This is a genomic window from Saxibacter everestensis, from assembly GCF_025787225.1.
In the GTDB taxonomy this organism is placed as follows: Bacteria; Actinomycetota; Actinomycetes; order Actinomycetales; family Brevibacteriaceae; genus Saxibacter; species Saxibacter everestensis.
Window position 1 is genome coordinate 627883 of sequence record NZ_CP090958.1, and the last position, 15186, is coordinate 643068.

General features: G+C 64.1%; 15 protein-coding genes. 9 read left to right on the forward strand and 6 right to left on the reverse strand.

The window, feature by feature from the left end:
- Positions 1-2 precede the first annotated feature (2 nt).
- Together LWF01_RS03175 and LWF01_RS03180 are read right to left on the reverse strand one after the other, a co-directional pair.
- The gene (locus LWF01_RS03175) at positions 3-1235 is read right to left on the reverse strand and encodes an MFS transporter (protein ID WP_349639595.1); all 1233 of its coding nucleotides are present in this window, start codon (positions 1233-1235) and stop codon (positions 3-5) included.
- Positions 1236-1266: 31 nt separating this feature from the next.
- Positions 1267-1665 (reverse strand): DUF5997 family protein, encoded by a 399-nt coding sequence (locus LWF01_RS03180; protein WP_349639596.1) that lies wholly within the window; start codon positions 1663-1665, stop codon positions 1267-1269.
- 136 nt (positions 1666-1801) lie between these two features.
- Between LWF01_RS03180 and LWF01_RS03185 the strand changes: the two genes are divergently transcribed.
- The 3 genes from LWF01_RS03185 (at position 1802) to LWF01_RS03195 (ending at position 4424) form a co-directional block, all read left to right on the forward strand.
- Positions 1802-2623 carry a LysR family substrate-binding domain-containing protein gene (locus LWF01_RS03185; protein WP_349639597.1) on the forward strand — a complete coding sequence of 274 codons (822 nt, stop codon included), beginning with the start codon at positions 1802-1804 and terminating at the stop codon, positions 2621-2623.
- A gap of 150 nt (positions 2624-2773) precedes the next feature.
- Positions 2774-3487 carry a PIG-L deacetylase family protein gene (locus LWF01_RS03190; RefSeq protein ID WP_349639598.1) on the forward strand — a complete coding sequence of 238 codons (714 nt, stop codon included), beginning with the start codon at positions 2774-2776 and terminating at the stop codon, positions 3485-3487.
- A 52-nt stretch (positions 3488-3539) separates the two neighbouring features.
- Positions 3540-4424, forward strand: a complete 885-nt coding sequence (locus LWF01_RS03195) for a universal stress protein (protein WP_349639599.1) — start codon at positions 3540-3542, stop codon at positions 4422-4424.
- A 76-nt stretch (positions 4425-4500) separates the two neighbouring features.
- On the opposite strand, the gene LWF01_RS03200 is transcribed toward LWF01_RS03195, so the two are convergent.
- The 4 genes from LWF01_RS03200 to LWF01_RS03215 form a co-directional block, all read right to left on the reverse strand.
- Positions 4501-4842, reverse strand: coding sequence for a hypothetical protein (locus LWF01_RS03200; protein WP_349639600.1), 342 nt, complete (start codon positions 4840-4842; stop codon positions 4501-4503).
- Between the two features lie 96 nt (positions 4843-4938).
- Positions 4939-5376 carry a hypothetical protein gene (locus LWF01_RS03205; RefSeq protein WP_349639601.1) on the reverse strand — a complete coding sequence of 146 codons (438 nt, stop codon included), beginning with the start codon at positions 5374-5376 and terminating at the stop codon, positions 4939-4941.
- Positions 5373-6476 (reverse strand): winged helix DNA-binding domain-containing protein, encoded by a 1104-nt coding sequence (locus LWF01_RS03210; RefSeq protein WP_349639602.1) that lies wholly within the window; start codon positions 6474-6476, stop codon positions 5373-5375. The genes LWF01_RS03205 and LWF01_RS03210 overlap by 4 nt, the downstream gene beginning before the upstream one ends.
- Positions 6477-6479: 3 nt before the next feature.
- Entirely contained in the window at positions 6480-8366 is a 1887-nt protein-coding gene (locus LWF01_RS03215) for an ABC transporter ATP-binding protein (protein ID WP_349639603.1), read from the reverse strand.
- 226 nt (positions 8367-8592) lie between these two features.
- Between LWF01_RS03215 and LWF01_RS03220 the strand changes: the two genes are divergently transcribed.
- From LWF01_RS03220 to LWF01_RS03245, 6 genes are all read left to right on the forward strand, one after another.
- Positions 8593-9870 carry a sensor histidine kinase gene (locus LWF01_RS03220; RefSeq protein ID WP_349639604.1) on the forward strand — a complete coding sequence of 426 codons (1278 nt, stop codon included), beginning with the start codon at positions 8593-8595 and terminating at the stop codon, positions 9868-9870.
- Entirely contained in the window at positions 9870-10529 is a 660-nt protein-coding gene (locus tag LWF01_RS03225; RefSeq protein ID WP_349639605.1) for a response regulator, read from the forward strand. The genes LWF01_RS03220 and LWF01_RS03225 overlap by 1 nt, the downstream gene beginning before the upstream one ends.
- Before the next feature lie 178 nt (positions 10530-10707).
- A complete protein-coding gene (locus LWF01_RS03230; RefSeq protein ID WP_349639606.1) occupies positions 10708-12183 on the forward strand; it encodes an extracellular solute-binding protein in 1476 nt (491 codons plus the stop codon).
- Complete coding sequence (locus tag LWF01_RS03235) at positions 12180-13124, forward strand: carbohydrate ABC transporter permease (protein WP_349639607.1); 945 nt, start codon at positions 12180-12182, stop codon at positions 13122-13124. The genes LWF01_RS03230 and LWF01_RS03235 overlap by 4 nt, the downstream gene beginning before the upstream one ends.
- Entirely contained in the window at positions 13121-14050 is a 930-nt protein-coding gene (locus LWF01_RS03240) for a carbohydrate ABC transporter permease (RefSeq protein WP_349639608.1), read from the forward strand. The genes LWF01_RS03235 and LWF01_RS03240 overlap by 4 nt, the downstream gene beginning before the upstream one ends.
- 8 nt (positions 14051-14058) lie before the next feature.
- On the forward strand, positions 14059-15162 hold the full coding sequence (locus LWF01_RS03245) for an NAD(P)-dependent alcohol dehydrogenase (RefSeq protein WP_432762011.1): 1104 nt from the start codon (positions 14059-14061) through the stop codon (positions 15160-15162).
- The last annotated feature ends 24 nt before the right edge of the window (positions 15163-15186 follow it).

Genomic DNA, 15186 nt, shown 5'->3' on the forward strand with positions numbered 1-15186 from the left:
GGTCAGGGCAGCGTTCTGTTCCGGGCGGACAGGTAGCCGGAAATGAACTGAACGACCTGCAGGGCAAGCAGAGTGATGAGCGGCCAGGTCCAGCTTCCGGTGGCATCGTGCAGAGCGCCGAGCAGGATCGGTCCTGCCGCCGCGAGCAGATAGCCAACCGATTGGGCCATCCCGGAGAGCGCGGCGGCCTGAGCGTGATGCCCGGTACGAAGACTAAATAAGGCAAGAGCAAGCACAAGAGTGGCTCCGGCGCTCAGCCCTAGCAGCGCGTTCCACAGAATAGCGAGCTCGGGTAGAAAGAGCTGGCCGAGGATTGCCGCCGCCGGCAGCGGGGCGAAGAGCAGCAAGGTTCCTCGCTGATCCCGATGCCAACGATGCAGGAGAGCGGCGGTTATCAGGCTTCCGGCAATGCCGCAGAGCTGAAAGAGCCCCTGGTGGAATCCCGCGACTGCTGGAAGCACGCCGTTCGATTCCTCAATCGATGGCCACCAGGTCAACACCACGTAGAAGAGCGTTGATTGGGTGCCCATGAAGATACTGACCTGCCACCCCAGGGCGTGCCGCCACGGCGATTGGAACCGGGCAGGCTGCGAGAGCGGGGCGTGGTCGTGGATCGCAGGAACGGTCCTCCGCCGTAACTGCGGCGAGAAAACCGCGAGCGCGATCAGCGCGGCCCCAGCCCAGAGGCCGAACGCGAGTCGCCAACCACTCGGCGTCAGGCCCGCAAGTGGGACAGCCAGACCGGACGCAGCGGCAGCCATCGCGGACTGCATCGCCGAGTAGACGCCGGTCAGCCTGCTCGCGTTGCCCGGAAAGTCACGCTTCAGCAGCGCTGGCAGGATGACATTCGCGGTCGCGATGGCGATGCCCAAGAGCACGGTGCCGATCCACAATGCTGGAAGCCATGGGACGGATCGAAGGACGATACCGACAGCGAGGACGGCCAGCGACAGACCAAGGGTGCGCTCCATGCCCAGCCGCTTCGCGAGCGGCGGTGCGAACGGCGAGAAGACGGCGAAACACAGCACCGGCAGACTTATCAGAGCCGATCCGGCGACCGATGTAAGCCCGAGGTCTGCGCGGACCTCCCCCAAGAGCGGACCGACCACGGTGAGGCCGGCGCGCAAGTTCGCTGCGACAAGCAGGATGCCGACGATGAGTAGACCAGGCCGGGCCAACGTGGCAGCGGGGTTCGAATCGGAAACGCGGTGCGGTGCCGCGGTTGGATCAGACATCAGCGTGGTCAGCGGCTAGTCACGGTGCGGTTCAGTCGTCTGCTTCGGCCCGGTGCTTCTTCGCGTCGCGCTCCTTGATTCGTTTCTGCTCCTGCCGGACGGCAGCCTGAGTGGAACGTTCCGCGGTCAGCCACTGCGGACGCTCTTCCAGCAACTGCTTGATCTCATCCGTTGTCAATGCATCGGCTATCCCGCCGCGGGCGAGGCCGGAAATCGACACACCGAGTTTCCGTGCGACTTCGGGGCGAGGATGCGGGCCGTTCAGCCGAAGTTCAACCAGCCATTCCGGCGGATTCGCGATCAGCTCATTGAGTTCGGAGCGCGACACCGGGTTATTTTGAAACTCCTCCGGCGCGGCCGGAAGGTAGATTCCGAGTTTCTTCGCCGCTGTGGCGGGCTTCATGGTTTGTGGCGTGGGCTCCGAGGTCATACCCGAAGCGTATCTGTTGCGTTCGCCGCTCCCAAACGATTCGATCTGTTGCTACATCGGAGTTCGTGAACCGTCTGATGTAGTAGCCTAAAACGGCTGTTGCGGCATTCGAATGTCGCGTGGAGGAGGAGTGTCAGTGAACGAGCAAGGTGACAGTCCGTCCGCTACCACGCCGCTGACCGTGGCATTCGTTCCCGGCGTGACGCCGACCAAATGGTTGCGCCGGTGGAATGAACGTCGGCCAGACTCGCCGATCAACACGATTGCGACAGTTCAGGATCAGCAGACTGTGGTTCTGCACGAAGGACGTGCGCAGCTGAGCTTCGTCCGGCTGCCGGTTCAACGCGATGGGTTGAGTGTCGTTCCGCTGTACCGGGAGCAGCCGTTCGTGGTTGCGCCGAAGGGCCATCTGATCACCGCCGCAGAGAACGTTGCGGTCGAGGAACTCGCGGATGAGCATTTGCTTCAGCAGCCGGATGAGGTGCCCGAGTGGCGCGACATCGCGTCGGAGATCCGCTTGGGGACACGTATCCCGGTTCCGCAGTTGCCTTCGGCAAAGGAGGCTATCGAATTGGTGGCAGCCGGCGCAGGAATTGTCATCGTTCCGCAGTCCATCGCGCGGCTGTACAACCGGAAGGACGTCGTGACGCGCCCTGTGAGCGGGGTCCCCGAAACCGAGATCGCCCTCGCCTGGATCACCGACAGCGAGAACGCGGACATGGAAGAGTTCTACGGGATTGTTCGCGGGCGTACGGAACGAAGCTCGCGAACGCAACGCCCGGCTCCGGCCGATGCCGTCGCTGCGGAGGCCCGGAAACCGCCGCCGAAAAAGCCGCAGCAGCGGAAAAGGTCCGGGGCAGGGCAGCAGGCTTCCTCGGTTCCGCAGCGCTACCGGCCGCGTCCCGGCGGTTCGGCAGGCAAGCCGGCCAAAAAAGGCAAACGTCGTGGAGGACGCTGAGCGGACCGTTTCTGACTTTCTGCAAACACAGCCGTAACGGCGACAAACGGAAGAGAAGTCGGATAGTTTAGCCATCAACAGGTCTCCGCCGCGGGATCGCTGCCTGACGGCGAAACATCGATGGCGGACTCTCCCAGTTCAGGAGTTGCCGTGGTCCCGCTAGATGCACCCCACAAGCAGCGCGTTGTCGTGGTCGCGCCGCATTCCGACGATGAGTGCCTCGGTGCAGGCGGAACAATAGCCATGCTCGCCGGCCACGGCGCCGAGGTGACAGTTGTGACGATTGCCGCGGACCTGCCACCGCTGTATCCCGCGGGAACGAAGGAGAAGGTTGAGGCCGAGGCGCTCCGGGCGCACGGGGTCCTTGGCGTCCATGATTCGGTGTTCCTGGATTTCCCGGCAGTCGACCTTCCCCAGCAGTCAACCGCGGCAATCAACCGCGGGGTGCAGGACGTCGTCGACAGTGTCCGCCCGACAATGGTATTCCTGCCATTCCCGGACAGGCACGTCGATCATAAGATTGCCTTCGACGCCGGCATGGTGGCGAGCCGCCCGGTGCGTGCAGGTAAGAACATAGCTCTGGTGGCTCTCTACGAGACCATCTCGGAGACTTTCTGGAATGCTCCCGGAGCGGAGCCGAATTTCGTGCCCAGCTGGACTGTCGATATCACCGAGACTATCGACCAGAAGATCGCGGCATTCGAGCAGTTCGAAAGCCAGATCAGTCCCTTTCCCGGCCCCAGATCGGCGGAAGCGTTACGCGCGCTCGCGCTGTTCCGCGGCAGCCAGTCCAGCGTCGGCTATGGCGAATCGTTCCAGATCGCCCGGGCCACCTTTTCCCCGGTCGACCTGCTGTCGGTTTAGGGCCCGAGCCCTAGACTTGGGGCAAAGGTCATTAACGAGAGGATGTAGTCACATGGCGAGTTCAGCCGATGAAACGCACGTGGGCGAGGTCTCGGTCGACGCGGTAGTTGTCGGCACGGATGGTTCCGACGAAGCTCTGCGAGCAGTTGCCTGGGCCGCCAGGGGCGCCGCGGTGATGAAGCGCACCTTGGTCATCGTCCACGCCTGGGTATGGCCGCTCTACAATATCGACCTCGGGCCGGTGTCCGGGATCAAGGACAGCGGACTGCAGCGGGCCGCCGAACGAGTGCTGGAAGAAGCCGAAGCCGAGGCCCGGAAGACTGCGCCGGAGATCAAGATCTCCACCCGGCTCGTCGTCGGTCGTGCGGGGGACAAGCTGGCCGAAGCCAGCCGGGACGCAAACCTGGTGGTGGTGGCGGATCGTGGGCTCGGCGGATTTCTCGGGCTACTGCTCGGATCGACGAGCCTTCGCCTGGTGACCGGCTCCCATGCTCCGGTGCTGTTGGTGCGCGGCGCGGATCACGATGGCGGACCGGTGGTTGCTGGCGTTGACGGCTCGGCGGAGAGCGACCTGGCGGTACAGCGAGCGGCCGAACTTGCCGACTTCACCGGCAATTCGCTGAACCTGATCCATGTCGACCGGCTCGGTGCGTATCAGAGCGACGCTGTCAGCGAGGACGGCGAGCCGGCGGAAATGCTGGAGAAGGCCGTTCAGATCGCGAAGCAGACGGCGCCATCGATCGAAGTTTCGTCATCGGTGGTGTCGGCGAAGTCCGCACCGAAAGCGCTTATCGATGCTTCCGAGACGGCCCGGATCATCGTGGTCGGCTCACGCGGGAGCAGCCAGTTCGCCGGCCCGCTCGGCTCGACGACGCACGCCCTGCTACAGCATGCGAAGTGCCCGGTGCTCTGCGCCGTCGCCCCCAAGTCAGACTGAGGGGCGCCAAGTCAGACTGAGCGCCCCCAAGTCAGACTGAGGGGCGCCAGGGTCGGCTTTTGGCCGGCTGGGCGGGTTAGTGGCTGCTGACCTGCTGTGGCGCGTTCGCCGGTGAATAGACGTCAACTCCGACGCCGTTGAAGCGGGAGGTCCTGCCGTCAGCTCCGCGAACGTCGCGATGATCGGTGTGCTGGCCGTCGATCCGGACGAAAATGTGCATTGGCAGCAGGTAGGCGAGGCTGACCAGAACGATGCCGGCGGCGAAGATGGGAAGGCCAAGATTCTCGTAGGCAAAGGCCGTGCCCATGGCATAGAGGCCGGCCGCGAACAGAACCAGGCCGACGACAACACCGATAACACTTATCGAGCTGCTGGACTTGGACGGCTTGCTCGGGTTAAAGCTGTTCGTTTGAGGCACTGCAATTCCTATCTCGCCACGGTCGGTTGCCACTAGTCTAAGCCAGCCGGATTCCTGGCCCTAAGCCAGCCGGATGCCCGGCTCTAAGTCAGCCGGTCATGCATCGTCCGGAGTCGCCTCATGACCTGGCCGCCCCGAAGACCGGCGGCGTTCCTTCAGTCGTGCCTCATAGACGTGACGGACTCCGCCGAGAAGCTGTTCGCGTGCGGCACGTTCGGCGTCCTTAACCCGGCCGTAGTATCCGTCGTCGTATTCTTCAATGATCTGAAACGTCCACCGGCCCGCAAGTACATTGCGGCCGACGACATCGTTTTCGATCTGATCGGCAAGCTCCGTACGGCCAGCCGTGCGGAGCTTCTGCACTGCGTCGCCCAGCTCGAAGTCCGCCTTACCGGTCAACTGGTGGAACGAATACAGGTGTCCGCGCGCGCGTTCAACGGACTCCAGCGCTGCGGTGAGGGCGCCAACCGCCTCCACTTCGGCATCCGACACGTCGTCGGCGGGCTGATGGCCAGGATCAGGCAACTCGGTCATGGAGTCGACCTTAGTAGTTCTACCGTCTGCCGGGTGCCCGGGGCATCGAATGACAGCAGCTTCAGCGCCTCCCGTTCGATCTGCTCGCTCGCGCGCTTCGAGACCTGATGGAACAGCGTGACGACGGCACGGGCTTCGTCCTTCTTCTTTACGGTTTCAACGATGCCGACGACGAAACCGTTGACCAGGACCGTGCTTTTGATAATCCCGTTGATGGTGAAAACCAGCTTTTGCATGTCGAGGTCGATGATCCGTTCACGAGCCGCATGTGAGAGCAGCACATTGTCGAACGGTGCCAGCAGCCTCACCGGGGCTGGGACATCCGCAGCCGGTCGCGGAGCGTCGGGAAGGTCGAAGAGCTCGGCGCCGTCGGGGCCGGTAAACGGCAGTACGCTAGGCCGCAGTCGTTGGAACACCTCGGTCAGCCGGGTAAGCCCCGACCACTGCTGGGCGTCCATCACGCTCGCCGGGCCGTAGGCGCCCAGATATCGCAACACCATGTCGTCGATACTCGGCGCGGGGTGGGGATCCCGGCCGAGCCAGTGTTCCAAGGTGGTGCCACGCGGCTGCCCGGACCTACCCCAGATGGCGCGCGGCGGTACCTGTACGAATGGCAACATGTTCCGCACGCCGTAAGCCAGGGACGCCGGATCGCGATCCGGCCAGATTGGTTGGAGCAAGGGCCGCAACTCGGAGATGCTCAACGGTCGTTCTTCAACCAGCCGGCGGCCCGTTGCCGCCAGCTCGTCGAAGTCGAGTCCTGCCAGGGCCGGAGCGTGCGTGGCATTGCGGACCAAATCCCGTTCGGTGATCACTTTGGTCAATGGCCGAAACGTCAACGCGTCATCGGCGCTGACCAGGTGGATGGTGCCGCGCATCAGCACCATCCGCAGCGCTTTACGGTCCAGTAGCAGTTGGGCCAGCTCATCCGGTTGGAAGGATTTCAGCCGGGTCCACAGCGCAAAGTAGGGAGCCAGTGGCGCCTGTGCCTGGAGCCCGACCAGGTGTTCAATCAACTCGATCGGCGACATCGTGCCGCGACTCAGTAGCGACTGACGGGCCAGGGTGGCGCGGTTGAGCTCGCGCAGACTGAGGCTCATAGCTTAAAGACTAGAGGCAGCCTCCGGTTCAGTGGCACCGAATTGGCTTTCGTGCAGTTCGCGATAACGGCCGCCGAGAGCGAGTAGCTCGCCGTGGGTCCCACTTTCCACGATTCGGCCTTCTTCGATCACCAGAATCTTGTCCGCGGCCCGCACCGTCGACAGTCGATGAGCGATCACAAGGGAGGTGCGGCCGATAAGTGCCTGACGAAGCGCCTCCTGCACGGCAGCTTCCGAGGTGGAGTCGAGCGCGGCTGTCGCCTCGTCCAGGATGACGACGTCGGGCTGCGCGAGCAGTACCCGGGCAATCGTCAGCCTCTGGCGCTCGCCGCCGGACAGCCGGTAGCCGCGTTCGCCCACGACCGTGTCCAGACCTTCGGGAAGAGCGGCCAGGAACGCCCCGAGCCGGGACCGGCGCAGCGCGTCCTCGAGCTGCTCGTCGCCGGCGTCCGGCTTGGCCAGGAGAAGATTTGCCCGGATGGTGTCGTGGAACAGGTGACCATCCTGGCTGACCACGCCGATCGTCCGGCGCAGAGACTCGAAACTCGTGTCGCGGATGTCAATGCCGGCGAGCTTGACGCTGCCAGTGTCAACGTCGTACAGCCGGGGAACCAGCTGCGCGATCGTCGACTTTCCGGCGCCGGATGAGCCGACCAACGCAACCATCTGCCCGGGTTCGATCCGGAATGACACATCGTGCAGCACCTGGCTGCCTTCCCGGTCGTCGAGCTTGGTCACCTCTTCGAGCGAGGCCAACGAGACCTTGTCCGCCGAGGGATAGCCGAAGTCAACGGAGTCGAACTCCACACTGACGCCGGACGGCGGGATGGGCGTCGTCTGCGCCTTTTCGGTGATCAACGGCTTGAGGTCCAGCACCTCGAACACCCGTTCGAAGCTGACGAGCGCACTCATGATTTCCAGCCGGGCGCCGGCGAGCGCCGTCAGCGGGGCATACAGTCGGGTCAACAACATCGCCAGCGCGACTACGTCGCCCGAATTCAGCTGCCCGGCCAACGCGAATGTGCCGCCGAGTCCGTAGACAAGTGCGAGCGCCAGCGCGGAAACCAGGGTGAGCGCGGTGATGAAGACCCACTGCAGCATCGCGGTATGCACGCCGATATTGCGCACCCGGCGGGCCCTGCTCTCGAACTCCGCGGACTCTTCCTCCGGTCGGCCGAAAAGCTTGACCAGGGTGGCGCCGGGAGCGGAAAAGCGCTCAGTCATCTGCGCGCCCATCGAGGCGTTGTAATCCGCAGCTTCGCGACGCATCTCTGCCAACCTGCTGCCCATCCTCCGTGCGGGCACGACGAAGATCGGAAGCAGGACCAGCGCAATAAGGGTGACCTGCCACGACAGAGACAGCATGACCGCGAGGGTGAGCGCGAGCGAAACGATATTGCTGACCACGCCCGAGAGGGTGTCACTGAATGCCCGTTGCGCGCCGAGCACGTCGTTATTCAACCGGCTGACCAGGGCTCCGGTGCGGGTTCGGCTGAAGAAGGCGATCGGCATCTTCTGCACGTGGTTAAAGACCGCTGTGCGCAGATCAAGGATGAGTCCCTCGCCGATTCCCGCCGACAACCAACGGTTGACGATGCCGAGTGCCGCTTCTGCCAGCGCAATGACCGCGATGATTACCGCGAGCTGTACGACGACGGACGGTGCCTCCCGCCCAACGATGGCGTTCACCACCTGCCCGGCCAGCAGCGGAGTTGCCACAGCAAGAGTGGCCGTCGCGACGCTGAGCGCAATGAAGCCAATCAACTGTGAGCGGTATTTTCTGGCGAAGCCGGCGATCCTGCTCAGCGTTGCCCGCGAGAACGGACGCTTTTCCGTGCGCGCCGTCATCGAGCTGTAGAGCGAACTCCACGCAGTGCTCTCCATGCTCATTGTGTCTGCCTTTCGAAGAACATTTGTCTGATGCTGCCAGTAGACAAGCTCAACAGATGTTTAGGTCAAGTCCGCTGTGACGTCGATCGTTGCTGCAAGCCTAGATTCCGGCACTGACACTGTCGCAGAATTACAGCGTCAGCTAAGGAGAAATGATTCCCGTGAAGGCCGCCGGGAGCGGCAGGTCAGCCGGTGCCGAAACTACGAATGAGGAAGAATGACGGATGTGAGCCCTCGTAGCCTCCCCGCATCGGCCTGGATAGGGCTGCTTCTTCGCCGCGGCCTCTTCCTGCTGATTGGCGGAATCGTCGCCGTGCCCTACGTGATGCTTGTGTTCTGGGTAGGGCAGGTATTCTCGGCACCCGAGATCGGTCCGGCGACATATGTGCTGACGCTCGCCATCGCGCTGGCCGGAATCCTGATTCCGGGCAGCGTCTCGGTGCTACGCGCGCTGGAGCGCACCGCGGTCAGGGATTTGCTGGGTGTCGACATCGCCGAGCCAGTGGCTCGGACGAGTGCATCCGACGTTATGCGCGGAGGCGTCTGGTTCTATTTGCACGTCGTGTGTGGCGCGCTGTTCCTGTTCGTGCTGGCTTTTGCGCTGCCCACAGCGATCGCGGCGTTGCTCGGCCTGTTTCCGTTCGCGCCCAACTCCGCGACGGAGATCAGCCGGGTAGTTTTCCCCGGGCTGTCCACCGGGGAGGGCATGGTTCTGACCTTGCTGATCACCACCATCGCGATAGCGCTTCTTGTCGTTGTGTTCTGGTTGCTGCCGCGCGGCGCGATGCCGCTGCTTGGGCCTTCGGCGGCGAATCGTGTGCTGGCCGCCGAGCGCGAGACGGCGGAGCTCGCGCGGCGGAATCAGCTGGCAAGAGAACTGCACGATTCGGTGGGCCATGCACTCACGATCACCACACTTCAGGCAGCTGCGGCCCAGCGGATGCTCGCGTCGAATCCCGAAGGTGCCGAGCGTGCGCTGCTGGCCATCGAGGAGACTGGCCGGTCTGCACTGAGCGACCTCGATTACGCCCTGGGGATCTTGCGGGCGGAGCCGAAGCGGGATGACGTTGCTGACCGGCGGTCTCCGCAACTCACGCTGCGCGCGCTCGATCGCTTGCTGGCCGACACGCGCAGCGCCGGGTTGCGGATCGACGATGACGTCGATCCCGGGATCGCCGAATTGCCGGGTGCGATGTCGCGTGAGGCTTACCGGATAGTTCAGGAAAGCCTCACGAACATTCTCAGGCACGCCGGAGCCGTGGCGGCCGCCGTGCGGATAGCAATCGCCGACGAGGCGCTGCGGATCGAGATCAGCAATCCGATGCCGGTGCTGCTGGCGCCGGGGGAGGGTGACCCGCCCGGCAGATCGCTTCGGCGTTCCGGCGGACGCGGCCTCCCCGGGCTGGCAGAACGGGTGGCGGTTCTCGGTGGCAGTCTTCAGGCGGGCGAGGTCGACGGAACTTGGCGGGTAGCCGTGGTGCTGCCGATGAAGGGACTACTCTGATGGCTGTTAACCCGATTCGCGTCATGCTTGTCGACGACGAGCCGCTGATCCGCGCGGGAATCGCCGCCATCCTGTCAGCGGAGGGCGACCTCGAGATCGTCGCGGAGGCCTCTGACGGGGTGGATGTCGTAGCGCTTGCCGAGGAACACCGGCCGGACGTGATTTTGATGGACGTACGGATGCCGAAGATTGACGGCATCGATGCGACCCGAAACGTGCGCCAGCGGATGGCGAAGCCGCCGCGCATTCTGGTGCTGACAACCTTCGAGAGCGACGACTACGTCTATCAGGCGTTGAAGGCCGGCGCGGACGGCTTCCTGCTGAAGCGGGAGCATCCTCGGCAGATCGCGCAGGCAGTTCGAACCGTTGCGCTGAGTGAATCGCTGCTGTTTCCTGAGGCGCTGCGCAAGCTTGCGGTATCGCAGTTACCCGGCCGTCGAGGTGACGGGCTTGCCGGCAGGGGATTGAGCGAGCGAGAGAAGGACGTACTTCGGCGCCTTGCCCAGGGGATGACCAATGCCGAAATTGCGCAGGACCTGTTCCTCGGGACGGAGACGGTGAAAACCCATGTCGGCAACATCCTGCTGAAGATCGAGGCGCGGGACCGGACCCAGGCGGTCATCGCGGCCTACGAATCGGGATTCATCCCGGTCGAATAGGTGTACTGGGCAACTGGCGGCCCGGTCGACAAGCTGCCCCATCCGAGAGATATTTGCACAAAATATGAGAAAAACTCTTTCGGTCACTCATATCAACTGATAGTTTCGTGACCGTTGGGCGCGGCAGCAGCTGTGCGATCGGCGTCTGGCAGCTTCTCGACCGCCTCCCGGAGGACCAATGACGAACCTCGAACCCGCCAGCGGCACCCGCCGGAGTTTTCTCCGCGCGTCCGGACTCGGAATCGGTGCGCTGGCAGCCAGCCCATTGCTTGCAGCATGCAACAACCAGAACCAGACGACGGCGATGCCCAGGTACACCGGCGGCGACCCGTGGCGACGGTTCGAGGGCACAACCATCAACTTCATCTCGGAGAACACCGCGCCAACTGCAGCGATTGCCGCGAACCTCAAGCCTTTCACCGAGCTGACCGGGGTCAACGTGCAGATCGTGAACCTCGAACTCACCGCCCTGGTGCAACGCGTCGCCTTGGATATGGCTTCCGGTCACGCTCAGTACCAAGTGATCTACGCAGATCCCTACCAGGTACTGGCTCCATACAGCGCGGGCCTGGCCGACCTGTCCGAGTTCGTCGGCGCAGACGGGTACCCGGAACTCGGTCACGGCGGCCTCAAGGATTTCATCCCGACCCAGCTCAACGCGGCCGGCAAATTTGTCGACGACGAGAAAGTCTTCGCGCTGCCCTATGACTGCCCCACCATGATCTGGCAGTACCGGAAGGACATATTCGACACGTATGGCGGCCGGATGGCCGACGATCTCGGTTTCGACATAACCCCCGGTGCCGACCGGACCTGGGAGGAGTACTTCCAGATGGCCGAGTGGATCAACGGCAACGCCGACGAGGTTCCTTACGGCACCGGTCACCAGGCGAAGCAACACGACTCGCTGATGTGCGACTTCTCGAACCTGCTCTGGGCCTACGGCGGCGACTACTTCGAAAACGGCCAGGACGTAGGCCTGCTGGGCACCAAGGACCCCGGCCAATCCCTGCTGAACCAGCCGGAAGCAAAGGAAGCAGCCGCGCTGTACAACAAGCTGGTCGGGATCGCCCACCCCGGATCCCGCGGCTGGGACTGGGACGGAGTGGCGAATGCGCTGCGAGCCGAGCAGATCGCCATGACGCCGAACTGGCACGAGAACGCCGCGGCGAACGAGTCGGTGCTGCCAGGCAAGGTGGGCTACGCGCCGCTGCCGAAGGGGCCGAAACGCAACGCGCATATGTACGGCGGCTGCGGGATCGGCATCGCCGACAACAGCCAGGGCGCCGAGCGAGGCGCCGCCTTCCTGTTCCTGGCCTGGGCGACATCCCAGGACACCCAGCTGGCAAACCTCAAGTCCGAGGCGGGCGGCGGAACCCCGACCCGCAGCTCGGTCTACGAACTCCCCGAGGTCAGGAAGGCCGAAAACCGGCCAAGCGAACTGCCGAACATGCTCACCGCGGACGCGGTCAACTTCGCCTGGCAGGAGGCGAACATCGGGCTGCGGCCGAAGATCCCGATGTGGAATGAGTGTGACACTGCCATCTTCACCGGCCTGTCCCAGATGCTCGCCGGCCAGGGAAATCCGGAGGAGACCATGGACGGCATCAGCGACCACGTTGACCGGATCGTCGAGCGGGGGTGGGTGGCATGAAACCGGACAGCGTAAGCGTCGAGGAACGACCCGCCGGGGCCCGACCGAGCCAGCAGCCGGAACCTCGACGGCAGCCCCGTCGGTTGCACTTCAGCGCAGGCCTACTCGCCCCGGCCGTCGTAGTGATGGCGATCCTGTCCGTCATCCCGTTCATCACCCTGATTGTGATGAGCTTCAGCCGGGTCCGCCTCCTCGGTGGACTGCGGCTCGAATTCGCCGGGCTGGACAACTGGGCCCGCGCGCTGACCGACATCGACCTGTGGACGAGCTGGCTGCTCACCGCGATATTCTTCGTCGCCACGGTGGGATTGGAGATGGTGCTCGGCATCGCGATCGCCTTCTCGCTGCACAAGGTAATTCGCGGCCGCAGCCTGCTGCTGTCCATCATCCTGTTGCCGATGTTCGTGGCGCCGGTGATCGTCGGCCTGCTCGGCCGCTATCTCACCGACCCGACCTTCGGCCTCTACGCCCACGTACTGCAGAATCTCGGCATCAAGGAAGACATCCTCGGCAACCCGACCTCGGCATTCATCGCCGTCACGTTGATGGATGTATGGGAGTGGACGCCGCTGGTGGCCCTGATCGCGCTCGCCGGCTTCTCCAGCGTCAACCCGTCGATCCTGGAGGCCGCGGCCCTGGACGGCGCCGGTCAGTTCAAGACCCTTCGGCACATTGTGTTCCCGGCCATCTCGAATGTGTTGCTGGTGGCGCTGCTGATCCGCTCGATGGACGCGGTCCGCTACTTCGACATCATCACCATCACCACCAACGGCGGTCCGGCGAACGCCACCAAGATCGTGCCTCTGCGGCTGTTCGAGACCGCATTCAGGTTCTTCGACCTGGGTTACGCCGCGGCGATCGGCCTGATGATGCTGATCGTCACCATCCTGATCGCCCAGGTGTTCGTCCGGATGCTGGATAAGAAGGGACTCACGAAATGACGGCCCCAACGCAGACAACCAGTCCGGGCCAGACCAGCGACGGCAGCCCGCTGGAGACGATCAAGGTCAATCCGAAGCAAGACGCCGGCATCGAACGCCGGATGTCCGGGCCCGGCCGGATCGGCGTCTGGATCGTCGTCGTCCTTGCCGGGATCTGGACCGTCGTCCCCTTGCTGTGGATGCTGCTGGGCTCCTTCAAGAGTTCCGCCGACGTCACCTCGGCCAGCCCGAAGTGGTTCTTCGCACCTTCGCTGGAGAACTATGCCGGCCTGTTCACCGGCGCGAACAATCTTGGCCCTTATATCGTCAACAGCATGCTGGCGGCAGGTATCTCCGCGATCCTGTCGCTGGTGCTCGGCACACTGGCCGGTTACGGCCTGGCCCGGACCGAGATGAAGGGGAAACGGCATCTGGCGTTCTGGATCATTTCCACCAGGATGGCGCCGATCGCCGCCGTTATCCTGCCGTTGTTCCTGATGTTCCGCGTCGCTGGCCTGATCGACACGCTTCCGGGCCTGATCCTGGCGTATATGACCTTTAATCTGCCATTCGCCACCTGGCTGATGCAGGCGTTCTTCGCCGAGATCCCGCCCTCCATCGAGGAGTCTGCCAAGGTGGCCGGCTGCACCAACTGGCAGGCGTTCTGGTATGTCGTGCTGCCGCTGAGCAAGTCTGGCCTGGTCACAACCGGTATCCTGTGCCTGGTGTTCGCCTGGAACGATTACGCGTTCGCCTCCACCTTCGCCGGGCCCAACTCGCAGACCCTGCCGATCGCGGCCAGCCAATTGGTAACCCAGACCGGCGTGGACTGGGGACAGCTCACCGCCATCGGTACCATCGTGGTGGTTCCGATGGTGATCGCCGGACTCGCGGTGCGCCGCTGGCTGGTCACCGGGCTCTCGCTCGGTGCCGTGACAGGAGAATAGGAATGACTATGTCCGCCGTTGCCGTCGACAGTGTGCCCGCCACGATGAGGGCCAGCGTGCTCACCAGCCCGGGGGAGGTCGGTATCGAGGATCGGCCGGTGCCGACCGCGCAGGCCGGCGAGGTATTGGTCCGGATCGGTTCGGTCGGGGTATGCGGGTCGGATGTGCACTACTACCAGCACGGCAGGATCGCTGACTTCGTTGTGCGCCAGCCACTGGTGCTCGGGCATGAGGCCGGCGGGACGATTGTGGATGTCGGCGCGGGGGTCCCGTCCGAGCGGCTCGGACAGCGGGTGGCGTTGGAACCCGGCGTGCCATGCCGCGTGTGTGACCAGTGCAAGCACGGCCGCTACAACCTCTGCCCTGACGTGCGGTTCCTTGCGACCCCGCCGATCGACGGCGCATTCGCCGAGTACCTTGCAATAGCGGCGGACTTCGCCCATCCCATCCCGGACTCGATATCCGACGACGCCGCGGGGCTGCTCGAACCGCTCAGCGTTGGCATCTGGGCCTGCCAGAAGGCGAACGTCGGCCCCGGTAGCACTGTCCTGATCACCGGAGCCGGTCCGATCGGCATCCTGACAACCCAGGTCGCCAGCGCCTTCGGCGCCACCGACATCACCGTCACAGATGTGTCGGCCGAGCGGTTGAGGGTTGCGAGAACCTTCGGCGCTACTCGCGTCATCAACGTCACCGAGGACGAGATGCCCGGGCTTTCCGTCGAGTCGTACATCGATTGCTCCGGCGTGCCCTCGGCCGTGGTCGCCGGCATCCGCAGCACCGCCCCGGCCGGACACATTGTGCTGGTCGGCATGGGCGCCGACGAGATCAGCATCCCGGTCGGCGTGCTGCAGGGCCGAGAACTGAAGCTGACCGGCGCGTTCCGCTACGCCAACACCTACCCCACGGCAATCGCGATGGCCGAGGCCGGGCTCGTCGATCTGGACGCCCTGGTCACCGCCACATTCGACCTGGGGCACGTTGTTGAGGCACTCGAGCATTCCCAACTGCCGACCTCGATGAAGGCAATCGTCCGGCCCGGCGGCTTAGCGGATGACGGCAGGCCGGCGGCCGGCGGGATGGCGGCCAGCGGAAACCTGGCCACCCCGTGAGCCTGCCGGGCCGTAGTTCCGATG

What these genes read in the sequence shown, in the direction of transcription:
- LWF01_RS03205 (WP_349639601.1), bottom strand. Translation starts at nt 5,376, where the DNA reads ATGACCGAGTTGCCTGATCCTGGCCATCAGCCCGCCGACGACGTGTCG.
- LWF01_RS03240 (WP_349639608.1), top strand. Translation starts at nt 13,121, where the DNA reads ATGACGGCCCCAACGCAGACAACCAGTCCGGGCCAGACCAGCGACGGC.
- LWF01_RS03180 (WP_349639596.1), bottom strand. Translation starts at nt 1,665, where the DNA reads ATGACCTCGGAGCCCACGCCACAAACCATGAAGCCCGCCACAGCGGCG.
- LWF01_RS03245 (WP_432762011.1), top strand. Translation starts at nt 14,059, where the DNA reads ATGTCCGCCGTTGCCGTCGACAGTGTGCCCGCCACGATGAGGGCCAGC.
- LWF01_RS03225 (WP_349639605.1), top strand. Translation starts at nt 9,870, where the DNA reads ATGGCTGTTAACCCGATTCGCGTCATGCTTGTCGACGACGAGCCGCTG.
- LWF01_RS03195 (WP_349639599.1), top strand. Translation starts at nt 3,540, where the DNA reads ATGGCGAGTTCAGCCGATGAAACGCACGTGGGCGAGGTCTCGGTCGAC.
- LWF01_RS03210 (WP_349639602.1), bottom strand. Translation starts at nt 6,476, where the DNA reads ATGAGCCTCAGTCTGCGCGAGCTCAACCGCGCCACCCTGGCCCGTCAG.
- LWF01_RS03215 (WP_349639603.1), bottom strand. Translation starts at nt 8,366, where the DNA reads ATGAGCATGGAGAGCACTGCGTGGAGTTCGCTCTACAGCTCGATGACG.
- LWF01_RS03235 (WP_349639607.1), top strand. Translation starts at nt 12,180, where the DNA reads ATGAAACCGGACAGCGTAAGCGTCGAGGAACGACCCGCCGGGGCCCGA.
- LWF01_RS03175 (WP_349639595.1), bottom strand. Translation starts at nt 1,235, where the DNA reads ATGTCTGATCCAACCGCGGCACCGCACCGCGTTTCCGATTCGAACCCC.
- LWF01_RS03230 (WP_349639606.1), top strand. Translation starts at nt 10,708, where the DNA reads ATGACGAACCTCGAACCCGCCAGCGGCACCCGCCGGAGTTTTCTCCGC.